The 20,419-nt window shown below is 72.8% G+C and carries 14 protein-coding genes and 2 pseudogenes; 10 read left to right on the top strand and 6 right to left on the bottom strand.

Features of this window, described 5'->3' with window-relative positions; genetic code table 11:
• Positions 1-274: 274 nt before the first annotated feature.
• Positions 275-2,035 (bottom strand): annotated as a pseudogene (locus H4W31_RS22150) (HAD-IIIA family hydrolase); the annotation flags it as partial.
• A gap of 340 nt (positions 2,036-2,375) precedes the next feature.
• Here H4W31_RS22150 and H4W31_RS22145 point away from each other — a divergent pair.
• Positions 2,376-3,140 (top strand): annotated as a pseudogene (locus H4W31_RS22145) (polyprenol monophosphomannose synthase); the annotation flags it as partial.
• A 1,098-nt stretch (positions 3,141-4,238) separates the two neighbouring features.
• Here the strand turns inward: H4W31_RS22145 and H4W31_RS22140 are convergent.
• On the bottom strand, positions 4,239-5,840 hold the full coding sequence (locus H4W31_RS22140; protein WP_192768400.1) for a phytoene desaturase family protein: 1,602 nt from the start codon (positions 5,838-5,840) through the stop codon (positions 4,239-4,241).
• A 145-nt stretch (positions 5,841-5,985) separates the two neighbouring features.
• On the opposite strand from H4W31_RS22140, the gene H4W31_RS22135 reads away from it, so the two are divergent.
• Positions 5,986-7,425, top strand: coding sequence for an aldehyde dehydrogenase family protein (locus H4W31_RS22135; protein ID WP_192768399.1), 1,440 nt, complete (start codon positions 5,986-5,988; stop codon positions 7,423-7,425).
• 34 nt (positions 7,426-7,459) lie between these two features.
• Here H4W31_RS22135 and H4W31_RS22130 read toward each other — a convergent pair whose 3' ends face one another.
• Positions 7,460-7,900: a ChaB family protein gene (locus H4W31_RS22130; RefSeq protein WP_192768398.1), complete on the bottom strand. Its 441-nt coding sequence runs from the start codon at positions 7,898-7,900 to the stop codon at positions 7,460-7,462.
• Positions 7,901-8,149: 249 nt separating this feature from the next.
• On the opposite strand from H4W31_RS22130, the gene H4W31_RS22125 reads away from it, so the two are divergent.
• The 4 genes from H4W31_RS22125 to H4W31_RS22110 all read left to right on the top strand — a co-directional run bounded on the left by H4W31_RS22125 (position 8,150) and on the right by H4W31_RS22110 (position 10,565).
• Positions 8,150-9,130: a YihY/virulence factor BrkB family protein gene (locus H4W31_RS22125; RefSeq protein WP_192768397.1), complete on the top strand. Its 981-nt coding sequence runs from the start codon at positions 8,150-8,152 to the stop codon at positions 9,128-9,130.
• A 94-nt stretch (positions 9,131-9,224) separates the two neighbouring features.
• Complete coding sequence (locus H4W31_RS22120) at positions 9,225-9,635, top strand: DUF2795 domain-containing protein (protein ID WP_192768396.1); 411 nt, start codon at positions 9,225-9,227, stop codon at positions 9,633-9,635.
• A gap of 66 nt (positions 9,636-9,701) precedes the next feature.
• Positions 9,702-10,163, top strand: a complete 462-nt coding sequence (locus H4W31_RS22115) for an SRPBCC family protein (RefSeq protein WP_192768395.1) — start codon at positions 9,702-9,704, stop codon at positions 10,161-10,163.
• 129 nt (positions 10,164-10,292) lie between these two features.
• On the top strand, positions 10,293-10,565 hold the full coding sequence (locus H4W31_RS22110; RefSeq protein ID WP_192772304.1) for a hypothetical protein: 273 nt from the start codon (positions 10,293-10,295) through the stop codon (positions 10,563-10,565).
• Positions 10,566-10,648: 83 nt separating this feature from the next.
• On the opposite strand, the gene H4W31_RS22105 is transcribed toward H4W31_RS22110, so the two are convergent.
• Entirely contained in the window at positions 10,649-11,860 is a 1,212-nt protein-coding gene (locus tag H4W31_RS22105; RefSeq protein ID WP_192768394.1) for an MFS transporter, read from the bottom strand.
• A gap of 143 nt (positions 11,861-12,003) precedes the next feature.
• Here H4W31_RS22105 and H4W31_RS22100 point away from each other — a divergent pair, with 143 nt between their 5' ends.
• The 3 genes from H4W31_RS22100 to H4W31_RS22090 all read left to right on the top strand — a co-directional run bounded on the left by H4W31_RS22100 (position 12,004) and on the right by H4W31_RS22090 (position 15,929).
• Positions 12,004-12,216 (top strand): hypothetical protein, encoded by a 213-nt coding sequence (locus tag H4W31_RS22100; RefSeq protein ID WP_192768393.1) that lies wholly within the window; start codon positions 12,004-12,006, stop codon positions 12,214-12,216.
• A 137-nt stretch (positions 12,217-12,353) separates the two neighbouring features.
• Positions 12,354-14,498: an ATP-binding SpoIIE family protein phosphatase gene (locus H4W31_RS22095; protein WP_192768392.1), complete on the top strand. Its 2,145-nt coding sequence runs from the start codon at positions 12,354-12,356 to the stop codon at positions 14,496-14,498.
• A 123-nt stretch (positions 14,499-14,621) separates the two neighbouring features.
• Entirely contained in the window at positions 14,622-15,929 is a 1,308-nt protein-coding gene (locus tag H4W31_RS22090; protein ID WP_192768391.1) for a cation:proton antiporter, read from the top strand.
• 13 nt (positions 15,930-15,942) lie between these two features.
• On the opposite strand, the gene H4W31_RS22085 is transcribed toward H4W31_RS22090, so the two are convergent.
• Both H4W31_RS22085 and H4W31_RS44330 read right to left on the bottom strand, forming a co-directional pair.
• Positions 15,943-16,887 (bottom strand): sensor histidine kinase, encoded by a 945-nt coding sequence (locus tag H4W31_RS22085; protein WP_192768390.1) that lies wholly within the window; start codon positions 16,885-16,887, stop codon positions 15,943-15,945.
• A gap of 119 nt (positions 16,888-17,006) precedes the next feature.
• Entirely contained in the window at positions 17,007-18,548 is a 1,542-nt protein-coding gene (locus H4W31_RS44330) for an ankyrin repeat domain-containing protein (protein ID WP_192768389.1), read from the bottom strand.
• A 374-nt stretch (positions 18,549-18,922) separates the two neighbouring features.
• Here H4W31_RS44330 and H4W31_RS22075 point away from each other — a divergent pair, with 374 nt between their 5' ends.
• The gene (locus H4W31_RS22075; RefSeq protein ID WP_192768388.1) at positions 18,923-20,308 is read left to right on the top strand and encodes a glycoside hydrolase family 6 protein; all 1,386 of its coding nucleotides are present in this window, start codon (positions 18,923-18,925) and stop codon (positions 20,306-20,308) included.
• Positions 20,309-20,419 lie beyond the last annotated feature (111 nt).

The following is a 20,419-nucleotide window of genomic DNA, read 5'->3' as shown; positions in this document are numbered from 1 at the left end:
GCCGGACCTCCCGAACGGCGGACCGCGTCGGCCCGGCGGGTACCGCCAGACCGCCCGAGGTGCCGCTGCCGGTCAGGACCGGGGTCGAGCCGGCGGCGTCCGGGACCTCGACGCGACCGCCAGGCTCGGCACGACCTGCGGGCTCGGCACGATCGGAAGGCTCGGCACGATCGGGGGGCTCGGCACGATCGGAAGGGTCGGCACGACCGGCGGGATTGACACGACCGGAGGGATTGACCCGACCGGAGGGGTCGGCGGGATCGTCGTCGCGACTGAGCAACCGGACCGCCTCGACCACCTGACGCGGCTCGATCCGGGACAGGCAGGGGTGTCCGGGCACCGGGCAGGCGGTGGCCCGGCTGTGCCGGCAGGCGGCGTCGGCGTCGCCGAGGCGTACGGTGGGCACCCGGTACGGCCCCCACTGTCCGAAGGGGACCGTCGGGGCGAAGAGACTGACCACCGGAACGCCCAGTGCGGCGGCCAGGTGTGCCGGGCCGGTGTTGCCGACCACCAGGCAGCCCGCCCGCGCGATGATCCCGGCCAGCCCGGTCAGCGAGGTCTGTCCACCGAGGTCGATGCCGGTACGCCCGGCGACCTGCGCGGTCAACGCCCCCTCCCCCGGTCCACCGGTGACCACCACCCGGTGCCCGGCGGCGCTCAGCGCGCGGACGAACTCCGCACAGAGTTCGGGTGGGCAGGCCCGCGCCGGCACCGACGAGCCGGGATGCACCACCACATAACCCGGTTCGGGCAGTTCATCGCCGGCCGACGCGGCAGCCGGACCATCAACCCCGGCAGCCGGACCATCAACCCGGACGGCCGACCCGGCGTGCGGATCGTCGACCCGGACACGCTGCGGATCGTCGACCCGGACGGCCTGCGGAGCGTCGGGCAGCAGCCGGAGCACCGGCTCGTCGCCGGGCGGCAGTCGGAACCCCGCCGCCGCGGCGAGCGACAACGCCCGCTCGGTCTCGGGGATACCGGTCGGCACCCGGTGCCGTACGTCGAGCAGCGATCCCGGATAGTCCTCGCTGATCGCCGAGATCCGCCGTATTCCGGCCATCCTCAGTACCAGCGCGAGTGGTAGCGCGGACTGGTGGAACGAGGTGAACAGCACCGCCTCGTCCGCCCCGATCGCGGCCAGTCGGCTCGTCAGCCGGTCCACTTCGGCCCGGTCGATCCGCTCGGGCTCCGGGTCGATCCAGGGCAGCCGCCACTCGACCAGCTCGTCGATGCCGGGCAGCAGTTCGGCGGCGGCCCGGCCACGCGGTCCGCAGAGCATCACCACCCGGTCCGCGCCGGCCGCCACGGCCCGGATCGCCGGGCCGGTGACCAGCACGTCCCCGGCCGAGTCCGGTCGGGCGACCAGGACGCAGCGGGGGCGCCCGCGCGGGACGGCCCCGGGCCGTTCGGCGTCCGCCAACCGGTGACGTTGAAGAATCAGGTCGACCGCGTCGCGCAGGTTTCCGGCCAGCGCGGGTGCGGCCGCCACCTCACCGGCCCGGGTGACGGGCGTGGGAACCAGTATTCCGGCCGCGCCGGCCGCGCCGGCCGCCGTCATGTCGATACCGATGTCGCCGACCACGACGCACCGGGTGGGGTCGGTACCCAGCGCCCGGGCCGCGTCCCGGATCAGCCCGGGCGCGGGTTTGCGGCAGCGGCACGACTCCGCCCCGGGGTCCGGCTCCGCATGCGGACACACCTGCCAGGTGTCGAACGGGCCCAGAAGCTCGTCGACCCGGGCGTTGACCCGGGCCAGATCGGCGGCGGTGAACCGGCCACGGGCAAGGCCGGACTGGTTGCTCACCACCCCCAGGCGCAAGCCGGCGTCACGAAGTCGGTCCAGCGCCTCCCTCGCGCCCGGCATGGCACGTACCCGGTCCGGGTCTGGGTTGTACGGCACGTCGTACACCAGAGTGCCGTCCCGGTCGAAGAGCACCGCGTCGAACAGACCCGGCCTGGCCCACAGCCCGGTCGGGCCACCGTGCGGTGCCCCTGACCTGCACTGATGCGGGTCGACCTGGTCGTTGCGCACGGCGGGCGGGTTCCCTGGAGCAGGAGGAGTAAACATCACCTCCGCGCGGCCGGACGGGCACGGCGGGTACGCCCGGCGTCACCCACCGGACGGCCTTCCGCCCGTGACACCGGATCCTCGTCCTCATACCCCGGGGCCGTCCCGATATCCGGCCCGAATCCGGGGTTCCCGCCCAGTTCCGGACACTTGTGCGGCGGCTGGTGGATCGACGGGGAAGGCAGTTCTGGCGTGCCGTCCGAGGTGGCGGATGGTTTGCACCGTTCGGCCCGTGTTGTGGCCCACGCTCTGCGTCAAGTTACGCTTTGCCCCTGACCGCTGTCGGCCAACCGAGGATGCCCCGATGATCGAACCCGTACAGCTGCCCACCCCCTGGCGGGACGCTCGCCTGACCGTCGTCGTTCCGACCTACAACGAAGCGGGGAACATTCCGGTGCTGGTCGAGCGGCTGCTCGCCCTGCCGCTGCCCGGGCTCAGCATCCTGATCGCCGACGACAACTCCCCGGACGGCACCGGCGAGGTCGCGGACAAACTCGCTATCGAGCACCCCGAGCGGATCCAGGTCGTACACCGAGCAGGGAAGGAAGGACTCGGCCGGGCGTACGTCGACGGCATGAGCCGGGCGCTCGACAGCGGAGCGGAGTACGTCGCGCAGATGGACGCCGACCTGTCCCACCCGCCCGAGGCGCTGCCCGGCATGCTCGGCTCGCTACTGTCCACCCGGGCCGGTGTGGTGATCGGCTCCCGTTACGTACCTGGTGGACAACTCGACGAGGCGTGGCCGCTCTACCGGCGGGCACTCAGCGGGTGGGCGAACTTCTACGTCCACACGCTGCTCCAGGTGCGGATCCGGGACCTGACCGCCGGTTTCAAGATCTGGCGGGCCGATGCCCTGCGCGACATCGGTCTGGAGCGGGTCCAGTCCAACGGGTACAGCTTCCAGGTCGAGATGCACTACCTGGCCACCAAGCTCGGGCACACCATCCTGGAGGTGCCGATCCGGTTCCAGGAACGCCTGGACGGCGAGTCGAAGATGACCACGGCTACCAAGATCGAAAGCGCGCTGATGCCGTTCAAGCTGCGCGGCCGGCACCGCAACATCACCCGTACGGACCGCAGGTCGACGACGCTCCCGGAGGGCACGGCGGCCCCGGCGACGACCCCGGGTGCCCCGGCGGAACCGCCGACGATCCCGGCCGACTCGGCAACCGTCCCAACGATCCCCGCTGACCCGGCGACCGTCCCAACGATCCCGGCCGACTCGGCAACCGTCCCAACGATCCCGGCCGACCCGGCGACCGTCCCGACGATCCCCGCTGACTCGGCGACCGTCCCGGCGGCCCCGGCTGAGTCGGTTGACCCGGCGACTGTCCCGGATGACGCACCGTCGGTGACGGCAGAGGCCCTGGCGCCCACGACGGAGTCCCCCACCGTCACCGAGAAGACCGCCACGGTCACGCAGGACAGGCCTCCGGTCACGCAAGAGAGCCGCCCAGTCACGGCAGAGATCGGCACAGTCACGGCAGAAGGCCCGACGGTCACGGCAGCAAGCCCCACGGTCACGGCAGTAAGCCCCACGGTCATGGAACAGGCCGCCACGGTCACGGCGCAGCCCTCGACAGCCAGCGAGGCGACCGCGACCGCCGCCACCGCCCAGACCGGGACGGCGACCGGAGAGACCTCGGCCGCTCCGGAGCGTCCGGCGACGAAGCGCCCGGCAGCGAAGCGCGCGACGAAGCGGGCTGCACCGAAGCGGACGGCCGCTGAGCAGACATCCGCTGAGCAGACGCCCTCGGAGAACAAGTCCGGCACAGCGGACACGCCGCTCGTACCAACGAGCCGGCCGACGAAGCGGGCGGCCCCGAAACGGACCGCCGCCGAGCAGACGCCCTCGGAGAACAAGCCCGGCACAGCGGACACGCCGCTCGTACCAACGAGCCGGCCAACGAAGCGGGCGGCACCGAAGCGGACCGCCGCTGCCCAGACCGCCGCCGAGCAGACACCCGCTCAGCAGACATCCGCTGAGCAGACGCCCTCAGAGAACAAGTCCGGCGCAGCGGACACGCCGCCCGTGCCGACAAGCCGGGCGACGAAGCGCCAGCCGAGGGTGCCGAAGGGCTCGGCGGGCTGACCGTCAACCGCACCCAGGTGTTAAGAAGGGCCCCTTCCTATGCAAAAAGCGATAGGAAGGGGCCCTTCCTTGCGGTCAGGCGTAGATGGCGCGGTGGGCGGCCGCCAGGGCGGCGGCGTACGCCCGGCCGGTGAGGGCGCGGTCCCGGGCCAGGGCGGCCCGCGCCGCGTTCGCCCCGGGGCCGCCGTGCACCCCGCCGCCGGGATGCGCCGACGAACTGGCCAGGAACAGCCGGTCGACCGGCGTGTCCGCCCGGCCGAGACCGGGCACCGGCCGCAGAAAAAGCTGCTGGTACGCGGCGGACGTGCCCCCGCCCAACGCCCCGCCGACCAGGCTCGGGTTGCCGGCCGCCAGTTCGGCCGGTCCGGCCACGTGCCGCCCCCGGACGAGCGTGCCGAAGCCGGGCGCCGCGCGCTCCAGCACCGCCTCCACGGCCGCGACCCGCTCGCCGATCTCCTCGGCCGACCAGTGCCGACGGAACGGCAGATGGGTGTACGCCCAGAGTGACTCCGTACCCGCCGGGGACCGGCTCGGGTCCGCCACGCTCAGCTGACCGGCCAGTACGAACGGGTCGGCCGGCAACTCGCCCCGGTGCAGCGCCGAGGCGTACCGGCTGAGCCCGTCCAGGTCGGCGCCGAGGTGGACCGTACCGGCGCCGGCCACCTCGGGATTGCGCCACGGCACCGGGCCGGCCAGCGCCCAGTCCACTTTGACCGTGGAGCCGTCCCAGCGGAAGTGCTCCAGATCCTCCACCAGCCGGGCGGGCAGCCGGGCGGCGCCGACCAGGTCCAGGAAGAGCGCCGGGGCCGGTACGTCGGCCAGCACCGCCCGGCGGGCCCGCCACAGCAGGCCGTCCGCCGAGCGGGCACCCACCGCCCGGTTCCGGGCGACCAGCACCCGGTCGACGGGGGTGCGGTAGTGGATCCGCCCGCCACGTTCCCGCAGCCGGGCGACCAGGGCGTCGGTGATGCGTTGCGCCCCGCCGACCGGCACCGGCCAGCCGACCTGCTGACCCAGCATCGCCAGCAGCCAGCCGTACACCCCGGAGCCCGCCTCGTCCGGGGAGAGGTCGGTGTGCAGCGCGCAGCCCGCCATCAGGGCCGGGGCGCCCGGGCCACGGAACAGCTCGGCACCCAGTTTGCGGATCGGCAGCACCAGGCGGCGGGCCATCCGCAGCGTGCCCGCGGTACGCAGCCGCCGGGCGAGCGCGAGTCCGCCCCGTACCGGTGGAAAGGGCGTGAAGAGCGCGTCGAGCAGTGGACCCGAGAGGTGCCGCCATTCGTCGTACGCGGTCAGCCACCGCTGGCCGTCCCCTGCCGCGAACCGCTCCACCGAGGCCGCGGTCCGCTCCGGATCGCGATGGAGCAGTACGGCCCGGTCGTCCGGGAACAGGTGCGCGAGTACGTCCGGCGCGTGCCGCCAGGCCAGTCCGTAGCCGTCCAGCTCCAGCCCACGCAGGACGGGCGAGGCGTATCCGAGCGGATAGAAGGCGCTGTAGAGATCGCTGAGGTACCCGGGGGCGGTGACCTCGGCCGACCGGACGGCGCCACCGGGGTCGGCGGTCGCCTCCAGGACCAGTACGTCCCATCCGGCGTCCGCGAGCAGGTTCGCCGCGACCAGTCCGTTGTGCCCCGCGCCGACGACGACCGCGTCGGCGGTGTCCCCGACGATCGCCACCCGTGCACCCTATCCGGTCCACCGGCTGGGCGTGGTCGGCCGGAGGCGGTCGACCGAGGCGGCCGGAAGGAGTGTCGACTACTCGCCGTAGCGTGTGGCGAAACAGGATAGTTTGACCGGGCTCGACCCGGGCAAACTGCCCCCCATGTATCAGGTGCAGCAACTGATCGGCGGGGTGTGGGGCGCAGGCGGCGACGCGGGGCGACTGACCGTGCTCGACCCGGTCGACGGCACCCCGGTCAGCGAGGCGCCGGTGGCCACCGAGGCCGACGTCGGAGCGGCGGTCAAGGCGGCCCGGTCGGCGGCACCCCGCTGGGCCCGGACCTCACCTGCCGAGCGGGCGGCGGCACTGCGCCGGGCCGCGGACGCGATCGAGGCGGTCGCCGACCAGCTCGCCGAGGTCCAGACCGCCGAACTGGGACGGCCACTGGCGCTCGCCCGGGGCGGGGTCGAGGCCGGCGTCTCCACCCTGCGCCAGTACGCCGAGCTGGGGCCGGTACGCGGCGGCCGGAGTCTCGCCGGTGACGCCGGCGCGATCGACCTGATGGTGCCCCAGCCACGGGGAATCGTCGCCGTCATCACGCCGTGGAACGATCCGGTCGCGGTCTCCTGCGGCCTGCTCGGCGCGGCCCTGGTGACTGGCAACACCGTCGTCTACAAGCCGAGCGAGCGGACCCCGGCCGCCGGCTTCCTGCTCGCCCGGCTGCTCGACGAGCACCTGCCGTCCGGAGTCCTGTCGCTGCTGACCGGGGACGCGCGGGTGGGTGCCGCCCTGGCCGGCCAGGAGGTCGACGTCGTCGCGCACGTCGGCTCGACCGCCACCGGCCGCTCCATCGCCGCCGCCTGCGCCCGGTCCGGCGCCAAGGCGCTGTTGGAGAACGGCGGCAGCGACCCGCTGATCGTGGACGGCGACGTCGATCCGCGCTGGGCCGCCGAGCAGGCCGCGATGGGCGCGTTCGCCAACTCCGGGCAGCTCTGCGTGTCGGTGGAGCGGATCTACGTACTCCGGTCCGTCGCCAACCGGTTCCTCGGCGCGCTGGTGCAGTCGGCGAAGGCAATGCGGGTCGGGCCGGGCCGGGACCCGCGCAGCGAACTGGGACCGCTGGTCGACCGGCGGCACCGGGACCACGTGCACGGGCAGGTCCAGGCGGCCGTGGCGGACGGCGCGTCGGTCCTGCTCGGTGGGACTGTGCCCGACGGGCCGGGCGCCTTCTACCCACCGACCGTGCTCGGCGAGTGCACCGACCAGATGCTGGTGATGCGGGAGGAGACCTTCGGACCGGTGGCCCCGGTGATGGTGGTGGAGTCGTTCGACGAGGCCCTCTCCCGGGCGTCGAACTCGCCGTACGGCCTGGCGGCGACCGTACTGACCGCCTCGATGAGCAACGCGCAGCGTGCCTGGCGGGAACTGCCGGTCGGAACCGTGAAGATCAATGCGGTCTTCGGCGGCGCGCCCGGCGGTGCGGCCGAGCCGCGCGGGGGCAGTGGCCAGGGCTTCGGGTACGGCCCGGAACTGCTGGACGAGCTGACCGCCACCAAGGCGGTGCACATCGGGGCGCCGGGCGGTGAGGGCGGACGGTGGTGAGTCGACCGCCCACCGCCGACCGGCCGTCCCCGACTCAGCGCCGGTTCCGGCCCTTCTCCCGCGCCCGGCTCTTCTCCCGCGCCAGGCTTTCGCCGGTGCTCCGGGCGTTCGCCTTCTGGATCGCGCCGACGAGTTCGGCCTTGGTCATCCGGGACCGGCCCCGTACGTTCAACCGCTTCGCCACGTCGAGCAGGTGTTCCTTGTTTGCGTTGGCGTCCACGCCACCGGCGGTCGGTGCCCGGCGGGCCGGCCCACCCCCGGCGGCCTGGGCGTCACTCGGGCCCTTCGCGCCCTTCGGCTCCCAGTGGTCGCCGACCTTCTCGAACGAGTGCTTGAGCGCGGCGAACGCCGTCCGGTGCGACCGCTGACCCTCGCCGTACGTCTCGACCGCCGAGTCGTGGGTCTTCGCCCACGTGTCCTGGGCCTTCTCCGGCGAGCGTCGCAGGGTGCTCGGCAGAACCTCGCGTCCGGGCATGGTCTTCCTCCTCCGCCATCGGTGCTGCCTGAAGTGGTTCGGTTTCCCGGCCCACCGGCGGCAAACCCGGCTCCACCCCTGGTCGGCGGGGCGGGCGGGCGTTTGTCCGGTTCCCGCCCGGGGTACCGGGCACGGCAACCGCAGCCGCACCGAGGGAGACCTCTCCGACGTCCGAGGCGCCGATCCGGCACCCACCCGCGCGAAGCACACTTCACCCACGGCTGACACGCCGCCGACGAGGGAGCCATCATGGCGTCGACCACGGATCCGGCCCCGCAGGAAAGCGACCGCGACCATCGGCTCCCCGGCCACCTGCGACAACTGCACTGGTCGACGTGGCGGGGGGTGCTGGTCCGGAGCGTCAAGAACTTCGTGTCGGACAACTGCACCGACTGGGCCGCCGCGCTGACCTACTACGGCGTGCTGGCGATCTTTCCGTCCGCGATCGTGATCGTCGCGCTGGTCGGACTCGTCTCCAAGGGCGAGCAGACGATCAACACGATCGCGGAGCTGGCGACGGACGTCGGAGCCGGTTCGGTGGTGGCCAACGACACGGTGCTCAAGTTGCTCGGCGACGTCGTCGACAAGCAGTCACCGGCGAAGGCGCTGCTGAGCTTCGGCCTGGTGGCGGCGCTCTGGTCGGCCTCCGGCTACGTCGGCGCGTTCACCCGGGCCTCCAACGCGATCTACGGGGTGGCGGAGGGGCGGCCGTTCTACCGGCTGCGGCCGTTGCAGCTCGGACTGACCGCGATCGCGTTGATCCTGCTCGCGGTGGTGGCGACCGGCCTCATCGTCAGCGGCCCGGTCACCGACGCCGTGGGCGACGCGCTGAACATCGGCGACGCTCCCCGGACCATCTGGACCGTGGCGAAGTGGCCCGTCCTGGTGGCCATCATGATGCTGCTGCTCTCGCTGCTGTTCTGGATCGCGCCCAACGTCCAGCAGCCCCGGTTCCGCTGGCTCACCGTGGGTGGCACGGTCGCCCTGTTCTCCTGGGCCGTCGTGTCGGTCGGTTTCGGGTTCTACGTGGCCCGGTTCTCCTCGTACGACGTGACCTACGGCAGCCTGGCCGCCGTCATCGCCTTCCTGATCTGGCTGTACCTGTCGAACTGCGCCGTGATGCTGGGCGTGGAGATCAACGCCGAGATACAGCGTGGTCGCGCCATCCAGGGCGGCGCCGAAGACCCGGTGCAGCCGGCGCTGCCCCCGAAGTCACCCGCCGACTCCTGATCCAGGCAGCGGCCGGTCGGGGCCGACCCGATCGGCGGGGTGCGCCGCGCCGGCGACCGGTTTAGCCCGATCCACGCCGGGTAGCGCATTAGGCATGGAACGAGGCAACAGCAAGCACGGCCCGCGTCTCGACGAGGAGATGGACCGGGAGGTGAAGGGCACGGTGCACGGCACCGCCGGAGGGCGGGCCGAGGAGTGGCGTGAACCGGAGCCGTCCGGCGAGGACCAGCCCGCCTCGACCAGGGCGCCCAGCCACGACACCCGGTCGGGGGCGCCGAAGGGCATGACCTCCGAGGAGGTCGAGCAGCGGAGCCGGCTGGGCCGCTTCATCCCGTTGTCGGCGCTGCCGGGCGACCGGGAGAGCCTCCGCCGCAGCGCGGCGGGGAACGAGGCTCCGGACGACGTACTCGCCCAGCTGGACCAACTGCCCCCCGGTACCCAGTTCCAGACCGTTTCCGAGGTGTGGGCCGCCCTGGGACACGCGAACGAGACCCAACGCTGGTGACGCGAAACCGACTCGCCAGACGAATGGCCGTGGCAGAGACCGGCCGGACGAGAAGGAGGATGTCAGATGAGTGGCGTGACCAAATCTGTTGACGTAGCGGTGCCGATCCGGACCGCGTACGACCAGTGGACCCAGTTCGAGGACTTTCCCGAGTTCATGGAGGGCGTCGAGGAGGTCCGGCAGGTGTCGGACACGATGACCCACTGGAAGGTCGAGATCGGCGGGGTCAACCGCGAGTTCGACGCCAAGATCACCGAGCAGTTGCCCGACGAGCGGGTGGCCTGGACGTCGACCGACGGCACCCGACAGGCCGGGGTGGTGACCTTCCACCGGCTCGACGAGAACCACACCCGGGTCACCGCGCAGATGGAGTTCGAACCGCACGGGGTCGCCGAGAAGGCCGGCGAGAAGCTCGGGATGGTGGACCGGAGGATCTCCGGCGACCTGAACCGGTTCAAGGAGTTCATCGAGCGACGCGGCACCGAGAGTGGCGCCTGGCGCGGCACCGTGGCGCGACCCCAGCCGTAGCCCCGCGACGCAATACCGGGCCCTGTGGTGGCCGCCGGAAGATGTCTTCCGGCGGCCACCGCCGTCCGGGTCGTCGGCACCGCCGCCCGGCCGGCGTTTGCCGCCTCCGCCGGCCGGGAAGGCCAGAACATGACCGACAACGACGGGCACGTCTGGCGGGACGAGGAGCGGTTGCCGCTGCGCGATCTGGAACGGGCGATGTCCAGCTCGACCCCTGACGGGCAGGTCGACGACGTGACCGGTAACGACGCGGGTGCGGAGTCGGCGTTCGGCCACGGGCCGGAGGCGGACTCCGACGAGCCGCCCGCCGACAGCCGCGCGGCCCGGGACCGGGCCAGCCAGACCACCGACGACCAGCGCCAGTACCGGCCGTCGACCACCGGCCGGTCCGGACCGCACTGATCCGGCTACGACCCACCGGCCGGTCCGACGCACTGATCCCGCGACGACCCGTCCATCGCTCGACCCGGCCGGCGGGCCGGACGTCACGGCGCCGGGACCGGGCGGGGTCGGGTGGAGGCCCAGTAGAGCACCAGCATGGCCAGCGACGACACCACCAGCGCGGGCCCGAGCGCCGCGACCGAGGTACGGCCGATCAGCACTCCGAACGCGGCCGGCAGTAGTGCGGCGCCCACCCCCGCCGCGCCGATCTGCACCCCGATCGCGCGATCGGCGTGCCGTTGGCCCACCCGCTCGGCCGTCGTGAGGGTGAGCAGCGGGAAGACCGGCGCCGCGCTGAACCCGATGACGGCGAGGCCGAGCACCGCCAGCCAGGCCGGTCCGGGCAGCGCGACGAACGTCGACCCGACGGTCATTCCGAGCATGCTGCCCAGCAGCACCGACCGGGTACCCAGCCGATTGGCGAAGAGCCCCTGGACGACCCGCCCCACGAAGAGGCTGCCCCAGTAGAGCGACACGCAGAGGCCGGCCGCGGTCGCGCTCATTCCCCGGTCCTCGGTGAGCAGCAGGAAGGCCCAGAGGCCGGCGGCCACCTCGATCGCCACGTAGACCGCGAAGGTCAGCGCGCCGAACCACACCGCCGGCAGGGCCAGGGTGGCCCCGATCCGTACCGGGCCGGTCGGCGGGGCGGGAACGCCGTCCGGAGCGGGGATGCCGGTCACCGGTCGGTGCTGCGCCCAGTTCCGGGCGGTGAGGACGAAGGCCAGTGCCAGTACGACCTGCGCGGCGGCGACGATGCCGTACCCCCAGCGCCAGGCGAGGCCGGCACCGAGCACCGTGGTCATGATCAGTGGTCCGATGGCGACGCCGAGCCCGAAACAGGCGTGCAGCCAGTTCATGTGGCGCGGACCGAACGCACCGGCGGCGTACGCGTTGAGCCCCGCGTCGATCGCACCCGAGCCGAGTCCCAGCAGCAGCGCGCAGCCGATCATCAGGGGCAGGCCCGGCGAGCTGGCGTAGCCGGTGAGCGCGATGCTGGCCAGGGCGGTACTGCCGGCCAGCAGCCAGCCGACACCGATCCTGGCGATGCTGAAGCCGGCGACGACGCTGGAGATCAGGTAGCCGACGGTGCCCGAGGTGAGCAGCAGCCCGACCGCCTCGGTCGACACCGTGAAGTCCGACCGGATCGACGGCCAGGCGACGCCCAGCAGGCCGTCCGGCAGGCCGAGGCTGACGAAGGCCAGGTAGGCGAGGACGAGCAGAGAGGTCCGGGTGGTGGTGCGGGAGGTGGTGGACACGCTCGTCGATCATGCCGGAGGGGCCGTCGGGCCGCCACCACGTATGCCGCCCGGGGTGCCAGAGACGGATCAAGCGGACAGGTCGCCCTCAAATCGTCCGAACGGGTGACGGCGATCGGCGGCTGTCAGGGCAGAATTTCGGGATGCATCAGGCTCCTGGGTTTCTTTCGACGCGGCAGCGCCGGCTGGCCTGGCTCGGTTTTCTGCTCACCGCGCTTCAGGCACCCGTCTCGGCCCGACTGGTCGACGACGGTTCGTGGCTGTTCAGCCTCTGCGTCGCCATGATGGTCGCCACGGTGATCCTCGCCGACGACGCGATGCGGCGTCGCCCGGCCGACGCCAGTTCGGCCGAGTAGCCGCCGCCCGCCTCGGGCGACCACCACCGGAACTCCGGCGAGCCGACCGGACCCGGACTGACCAGGACCGCAGCACATCGGAGGCTCCTGCCATCCGTGCGGCGAGCGGATTGTGCGGTTCCGGCTAGGCTGCTGACATGCCAGGCACGGTAGGGCGGGTTCCCGCTCCCCCTTCCACCGTGGCCGGAGCGTTGCCGACCGCCCGTCCGACGGTCGCGCCTCCGGCCGGCCTGCGTTGGCTGGACACCCCGCTGGGTCCCCCGGAGCACTGGGACCCCGCGGTGCGGGCCGTCGTCGAGCTGGTGCTCTCCGCCCCGGTCGCGATGGCCCTGGCGTACGGGGACGAACTGGCGCTGATCTACAACGACGGCTTCGCCGAACTCATCACGGCCAAGCATCCGGGCGCGTTCGGCCGACCGGCGGCCGAGGTGTTCCACGAGGTGTGGCACGTGCCGGGCGTCGGCGACGTACTCGAACGGGTCTACCGGACCGGCGAGGCCTTCCTGGAGAAGGAGGCCCCGCTGCCGGTCGTCCGCGAGGAGTCCCGGACGGCGGAACAGTCGGTCTTCACCCGGGGCTACTCCGCCGTACGGGACACGGTGGGCCAGATCATCGGCGTACTCACGGTGACCGCCGAGACGACGCAGGTCACCCAGCGGTTGCAGAGTCTCAGCGAGCTGGCCTCGGCACTGTCCGGCACGCTCACCCTCGACGACGTCGCCCGGGTCGCACTGCGCAGCGCCGTCTCGACGTTCGGCGCCGACCAGGCCGAGTTCGGCGTGGACGACGGCCCCGGCTGGCGGGTGGTACGGCGGATCCGTGGCGAGGTGCTGGACGAGGCCGACGAACGCCTTCCGCCGTTGTGGCGACGGCACGACGCCGGCTCGACCGCGCCGCTGGTGCTGACGGCCGACAGCGGTACGCCGATGTTCGCCACCGACGGTCAGCCGCTGCTGAACAACGCGGTCGACCGGCACGACGAGAAGGTCCGTGCGCTCGCCGCGCTGCCGCTGCGTACGCCGTCCCTGCGCGGCGGGCTCGCGGTCGCCTACCGGCAGCCGCACCTCTGGCCGCCCCCGGAGCGGGCCCTGTTGACCGCCTCGGCGGAACTGGTGGCCCAGGCGGCCGAGCGGGCCCGACGGTTCGAGACGCAGCACGGGACGGCGCAGCTGCTCCAGCGCAGCATGTTGCCGGAGCACCTGCCCGACCTGCCGCTGCTCCGGATCGCCGCCCGCTACGACGCCGGTGTCGACGGCAACGCGGCCGGTGGCGACTTCTACGACGCCTTCGCCCTGCCGGACGGTCAACTGGCCGTGGTCCTCGGCGACGTGGCCGGTCACGACGTACAGGCCGCCGCCCTGATGGGGCAGGTACGCGCGGCGCTGCGGGCGCTCGCGCTGAGCGACGCCGATCCGACACCGGTGCTGGCCGGGCTGGACCGGCTGGTGACCAGCCTGAGCGCGGAGGCGCACAGCGACGAACTCTTCGTCACCGTGGTCTACGGGGTGATCAGGCCGGAGAGCCACCGGTTGACGATCGCCAGTGCCGGTCATCCCCCGCCCCTGATCCGGCGCGGCTCCCCCGGCCAGCCGTCCACCGTCCGGTACGTCGACGTGCCGCCGGGCGTGCCGCTCGGGCTCGACGGACCACGCACGACGGTGACCGTGGACTTTCCGCCGGGCGACACCCTGCTGCTGTTCAGCGACGGGGTGGTGGAGCGCCGGCGGCGGAGCCTGACCGAGGGACTGGAGATCCTCGCCGCCGGCCTGGCCGGGGCGGCCACCGGTGACCCCCGTACCCTCTGCGCGCTGGCCACCGGCGCGGTTCCCGGCAGCACCGAGGACGACGTCGCAGTGCTCGCCGTCGAGCACGCCACCACCCCGAGCCGGTCGGCGAGCATGGAGGTTCCGGCGGAGCCGACCGCACCCGGCCGGGTCCGGCACTGGCTGAACGCCCAGTTGACCCTCTGGGCGGTGCCCGACCAGGTGATCAGCGGAGCGGTGCTCTGCGCGAGCGAGTTGACCACCAACGCGCTGCTGCACGCCGGCACCGCCGCCCGGGTGGAGATCGACCTCAGCCCGGAGCGGCTACTGGTCTCGGTCGCCGACAGCGGCACCCGGGGCACGGTGACCCGGACCCGGACCGAGAAACTCAGCAGCCGGGGTCGGGGGCTCGGGCTGATCGAGCAACTCAGCGACGCCTGGGGCACCGATCCGACGGTCCGCGGCTCCACCGTCTGGTTCGAGATGCTGATCCCACCCGGGACCACAGCACCGGACTGACCCCCGTCCTGCCCCGCCGACCTGGGGCGGGATGCGAACTCCGGCCCGGTCGGCCGAACCCGTCCGGCACCCGGGCCCGCCGGACAGGCGTGCGGACCGACCCGGCGGGGAAAGAGTGGCGGGGTGGATCTCTCCGCTGTCTCGTATGCGTTGATCGGGTTCGGCGCGCTGCTCGCCGGCATCCTGCCCCGGGTGCTGGAGCGTCGGCCGCTCTCCATGCCGATCGCCTTCCTCGGCCTCGGCATGGTCGTGTTCCTGCTGCCGCTCGGACTGCCGGCACCGGATCCACGCAGTCACGCCGGCATAGCCACCCAGCTCACCGAGATCGGGGTGATCGTGGCGCTGATGGGCGCCGGACTGAAGATCGACCGCCCGCTCGGCCGGCGCAGCTGGTCCTCGGCCTGGCGGCTGCTGGCCATCGCCATGCCGCTCTGCATCGCGGCGGTGGCGGTACTGGGCTGGTGGTGGATGAGTCTGGCGCCGGCCGCCGCACTGCTGCTGGCCGCCGCGCTGGCGCCGACCGATCCGGTGCTCGCCGCCGACGTGCAGGTCGGCGAGCCGACCGACGTCGAGGACTCCGAGGACGAGGTCCGGTTCGCCCTGACCGCCGAGGCCGGACTCAACGACGGGCTCGCCTTCCCCTTCGTCTACGCCGCCATCGCCATTGCCACGATGGGCCTGGCGCCCGGGGACTGGCTGGCCGAGTGGCTGACCGTCGACGTCGGCTACCGGACCCTGGTCGGGGTGGCCGGCGGGCTGCTGGTCGGATGGCTGCTCGGCAAGCTGTTCTTCCGGGCCCGGTCGGAGCAACTGCGGCTGGCCCGGCACTCGGAGGGTTTCCTCGCGCTGGCCGCCACCTTCCTGTCGTTCGGCCTGGTCGAGCTGATCGGCGGGTACGGCTTCATCGCGGTCTTCGTGACGGCTCGGGCGATCCGGGCGGCGGAGCGGTCGAACGAGTACCACCAGGTGCTGCACAACTTCGCCGAGCAGGTCGAACGGCTGCTCACCGTCCTGTTGCTGCTGCTCCTGGGGGGCGCGGTGGTCACCGGGCTGCTGGCCCCGCTGACCTGGCCGGCGGTCGCGGTGGCCCTGGCGCTGGTCTTCGTCGTACGGCCGCTGACCGGCTGGCTGTCGCTGCTCGGCACCCCGGGCCGGCCCGCCGAACGTTGGGTGATCGCCCTGTTCGGCATCCGTGGCGTCGGTACGTTCTACTACCTGGCGTACGCCACCACGCACGCCTACTTCCCCGGAACCGACCTGCTGTGGGCGACGGCCGGTCTGGCGGTGATCATTTCCGTGGTCGTACACGGGGTGGCGGCGACCCCGGTGATGCAGCTCCTCGACGGGAAGGCCGTGGGCGGCGGCGCCGACGACTCCGCCGGGGCGCGGGTGCCGAGAGCCCGCCGCGCACCCGCCGCGGCCCGGGAGTGAGACCGGGCCGGGGTCACCGGTACATGTGCAGCCGGACGGCGGTGGACGTGTCGTCGGTGTGCACCTGGACCAGGTCGCAGAGGTAGTTCACCAGGAGCAGGCCCCGGCCGCTGTCGCTGATCGGCGAGGGCGGGATCCGGCCGGCGAGCCGGTCGGTGAGCACACTGGAGCCGGTGATCTCGCAGACCACGCCCTCCTCGTCGAGCCAGACCCGCGCCACGGCCGGGCGACCCGAGTGCACGACGGCGTTCGTGGCGATCTCGTTCGCCGCGACCCGCAGGTCCTCGACCCGCTCGGCGGCGAGGCCGGCCTGACGGGCCAGGTCGGCGACCATCGCCCGCATCTCGGCCAGTCCCGAGGCGTCGAAGAACAGCGTCGGCGCGGATGGCTCCGGCGCGGGAAAGGGCAGGTTCAGGGCGTCGACGACGCGCTCGGGATGGCCGTAGCCGGCGCTGGGCTGCCGGTCGCCGCCTCTGATCAGGTACGGGTGGGTGCTCGCCGCGTCGGCGATGGTGTCGACGTCCAGCCGTACCGAGTCGTACGGGCAGAGGATGCTGACCGGCCACTTGGCGAGGGCGATGTTGATCAGGGCTTCGTGCTGTACGCACCGGGGGTAGGCGGTCGCCGACCGGCCCGGCCAGATCGGCTCCCCGACGATGCGTACCCGGGCCCGGGTGTTCTCGGCGACGAAGGCGTGCAGAACGCCGGGGATGATCCACGCCGGGTTGCGCCCGTCCCGGGCCATGTCGACGAACCGCAGGTCGGTGCTGGCGCCGAGGGTCGTCCGGAGCAGGTCCAGCCGGGGACCGGGCACCGCGATCAGGACCGGCTCGTCGGCGGCGAGTCCCGCCTCGACGAACGACCGGATGCTGGTGACGTAGTCGTCGTCGTCCCGGTAGAAGAGTGCGTCGTGACGTAGCGATCCCGCTTCCGACCACGTGTCCGACTCGAATGTCATAGTCCGCCCGCCGCCCCCGACGCATCCATTCGTGACGCGTCCATCCGCACCTCCGATCAGCAGCCTACGCGTCGCCGGCATCGATTAGCCACGGAGAGTCAGCGGCAGAAACCAGGTCGTCAGTCGGATATTTCCGGACTATTCGCATCGGGTACCGAGCCGGACCGGGCTCCCGATTGGACGATCAGGTAGTCGACCAGTGCGTCCCGGTGAGCGTGTCCGGCCCAGTCCTGCGGGGTGCCGTGGTAGCGGTCGTCGCGGCGGTCCAGGTCGGCTCCCGCGCGTACCAGCCGGCGGGCCACCTCGAGATCCCCACGCCAGGCCGCCCAGTGCAGCGCGGTCGCCCCGTCCACCGTGGCGTCCGGATCGAAGCCGAGTTCGGCCGCCAACTCGACCGCCTCCGGCCGGCCGGTGGCGCCGGCCCGGAGGATCAGCGTGGGATGCCGGGCGACGGCGGCGGCCAGCAGTTCGGAGTCGCCGGCCAGCAGCGTGGCGACCCGGCGACGCTCGCCGGCCAGGACGGCGGCCACCAGGGCGTCGACCCCACGCAGTACCGGAGCGGGTACGCCGAAGCCGGCCAGCACCTCGACCACCTCGGCGTGCCCCTGCGCCGCCGCCACCTCGACCGGGGTACGCCCGTCGGACAGCGGCGCCCGTACGTCGACGCCGTGCCGGAGCAGCAGCCGTACCCGGTCGGCGAAGCCGTGCGCCACCGCCCATTCGAGCTGGCGGCGCAGCAGCGCGGCGGGCGGATCGGCCATCGGGCCGAGCCGGCGTCGCCACGGACCGCCGTCCCCCGAGCCGAGGCCGAACTCGAAGAGCAGCACCAGGTGGTCGTCGTCCGGGCCGAACATCCGGTTGTACAGGGCCTGTCCGTCGTTCGGGTCGGCACCGGCGGCCAGCAGCAGCCGGGCCAGGGCGAGCGAGTGCGGATGCCGGGGCTGCCGGCCCGACCCCTGCTCTCCCTCGCCGAAGACTCCGGTCAGCACCGTGAACGGCGTCGGCAGGCCGTGCCAGAGAAAGCCGGCGTTCGGATCGGCACCCGCGTCGAGCAGCAGGCGGGCGGTCGCCAGTACCGGTTCGGCCGGCATCTCCGGGTCCAGCCGCGAGTAGCTCAGATAGCACAGCGGGGGCCAGCCGTACGGCGGTCCGTCCCGCCCGGCCAGTTCCGGTGCGCCGGCCAGCAACCGGGCGACCGCGGCGGGCTCGGCCGCGGCGGCCGCGGCCCAGATGTTCCCGGCGGTCAGGTCGGGTCGCTCGGCAAGCAGCCGGCGCGCCTCGGCCCACCGCCGTGGCCCGTCGTCGTCGTAGTTGAGACACGCCGACCGGCAGAACTCGGCCGCCACCGCACCGGACGGGACGAGCGGTGTGCCACCGGACGGGACGAGCGGGTCGGGGTCCCGACGGTAGCGAGTGACCACGTCCAGGTGCCGCTTGAGCCGGGGCCAGCCGGTGAAGCCGTACTCCCGGGCGATCACGAGTTGGGCGGCGTGGCGCGGGAAGCCGGCCCGGGCCGCCTCGGCCGGTACGCCCGCCGGGTGGTGCTCGGCGATCCGGGCCAGCGCGGCGGGTTCGCCGGCGCGTACCGCCCGTTGCAGGGTACGGGCCTGGTGGCGCAGTTGTTCGAGGTTCGGATCTGCGGGCAGCGGCACGGTCGGCACGGCAACTCCTTCGTGGCCCGAGGTCCGCGTCGTCGGGCGAAAGGAGGAGGTTCGGCCACGCAACCCAAGTGGGCGCCGGGGTGTTCCGGCACCGGTGTCTTCCCGGTGGGCTTCGCCCTTCCCGCGGACCGGTGGCTTCCGGGAAGCCGCGCCCAGCCTAACCCGGAGCACCGCTTCCGGGGCGCCTGCCTGGGCCGGAGGGCGGTTGATGATCGGCGCGGAAGCCGGCTCGTCGCGCCGGTGACCTGCGGCGATGGCAGGGTCCGGAAACCGGGGCTTCACACGGACGCAACATGGCCTTACCGTTGTCGATGTCTATGGGAGCGCTTCCAGCGATGCCCCTCGATCTCCCACCGTTCCGAAGGGAGTACCGCATGCACCTCAGACCCGCGCTCGCCGCGGCCGGTGCCGTCGCCGTAACGGCGCTCGCCGTAACGACAGCGGTCGGTGTCGGCCTCTTGAACCCCGCCCCGGCCCTCGCCGCGGACTCGGCGTTCTACGTCGACCCGGACACCAGCGCAGCCCGCTGGGTGGCCGCCAACCCGAACGACTCCCGTGCCGCCGTCATCCGGGACCGGATCGCCAGCGTGCCACAGGGCCGGTGGTTCACCCAGAACAACCCGAGCACCGTACGCGCCCAGGTCGACGCGTTCGTCGGTGCCGCCGCGTCGGCCGGCAAGATCCCGATCCTGGTGGTCTACAACATCCCGAACCGGGACTGTAGCGGCGCCAGCGGCGGCGGCCTACCCAACCACACCGCCTACCGGCAGTGGATCGACCAGGTGGCCGCCGGTCTCGCCGGTCGACCCGCCAGCATCATCCTCGAACCGGACGTACTGGCCCTGATGTCGGACTGCCAGAACGCCTCGCAGCAGGCCGAGACGCAGGCGTCGATGGCGTACGCCGGCAAGCGCTTCAAGACCGCCTCCAGCCAGGCCAGGGTCTACTTCGACGCGGCACACTCCGCCTGGCTGACCCCCTCGGCGATGGCCTCCCGGCTGGTCGCCGCCGACATCGCCAACAGCGCCGACGGGATCTCGGTCAACGTCTCCAACTACCGGACCACCGCCGAGTCGGTCAGCTACGCGAAGGCGGTCGTGGCGGCCACCGGCGCGTCACAATTGAAGATCGTCGTCGACACCAGTCGCAACGGCAACGGCCCCGACGCCCGGGGCGAGTGGTGCGACCCGGCGGGCCGGGCGATCGGCACCGCCAGCACGAACCAGACCGGTGACGCGGCGGTCGACGCGTTCCTCTGGATCAAGCTGCCGGGCGAGGCCGACGGCTGCATCGCCGGGGCCGGCCAGTTCGTTCCGCAGCGCGCGTACGACATGGCGATGGCCGCGCCCAACCCGCCCACCACCGCACCGCCGACCACCCGCCCACCGACCACCCCACCCAGCACGGCACCCCCCAGCACGCCACCACCGACCACTCCGCCCGCCAGCGGTAGCTGCCAGGTCAGCTACACCGCCAACCAGTGGAGCGGCGGCTTCACGGCCGAGATCCGGGTGACCAACAACAGCACGGCCCTCACCGGCTGGACGCTCACCTTCACCGTCGGGTCCAACGTGCGGCTCAGCAGCGGCTGGAGCGGCACGTGGAGCCAGTCCGGCACCCAGCTGACGGTCCGGAACGCGGCCTGGAACGGTTCGCTGCCCGCCGGCGGCACCACCAGCGTCGGGTTCCAGGGCACCTACAGCGGCACCCTGGCCCCGCCGAGCGGTTACGCCCTGAACGGCAGTGCCTGTACCAGTTAGTCCACGGATCCACGACAGTGTCGCCGTCCACCACCCACCCGAGGGGCGGCGACCCTGTCGGGGCGAACCTTTCGCCCCCTGACCTGGCCGGCTCGGGGGAGCCGTCCGCGA

Origin of the sequence: Plantactinospora soyae (genome assembly GCF_014874095.1) — a bacterium.
GTDB lineage: Bacteria > Actinomycetota > Actinomycetes > Mycobacteriales > Micromonosporaceae > Plantactinospora > Plantactinospora soyae.
The sequence above is the reverse complement of the archived record's forward strand: the minus strand, read 5'-3'. Positions and strand labels throughout refer to the sequence as shown.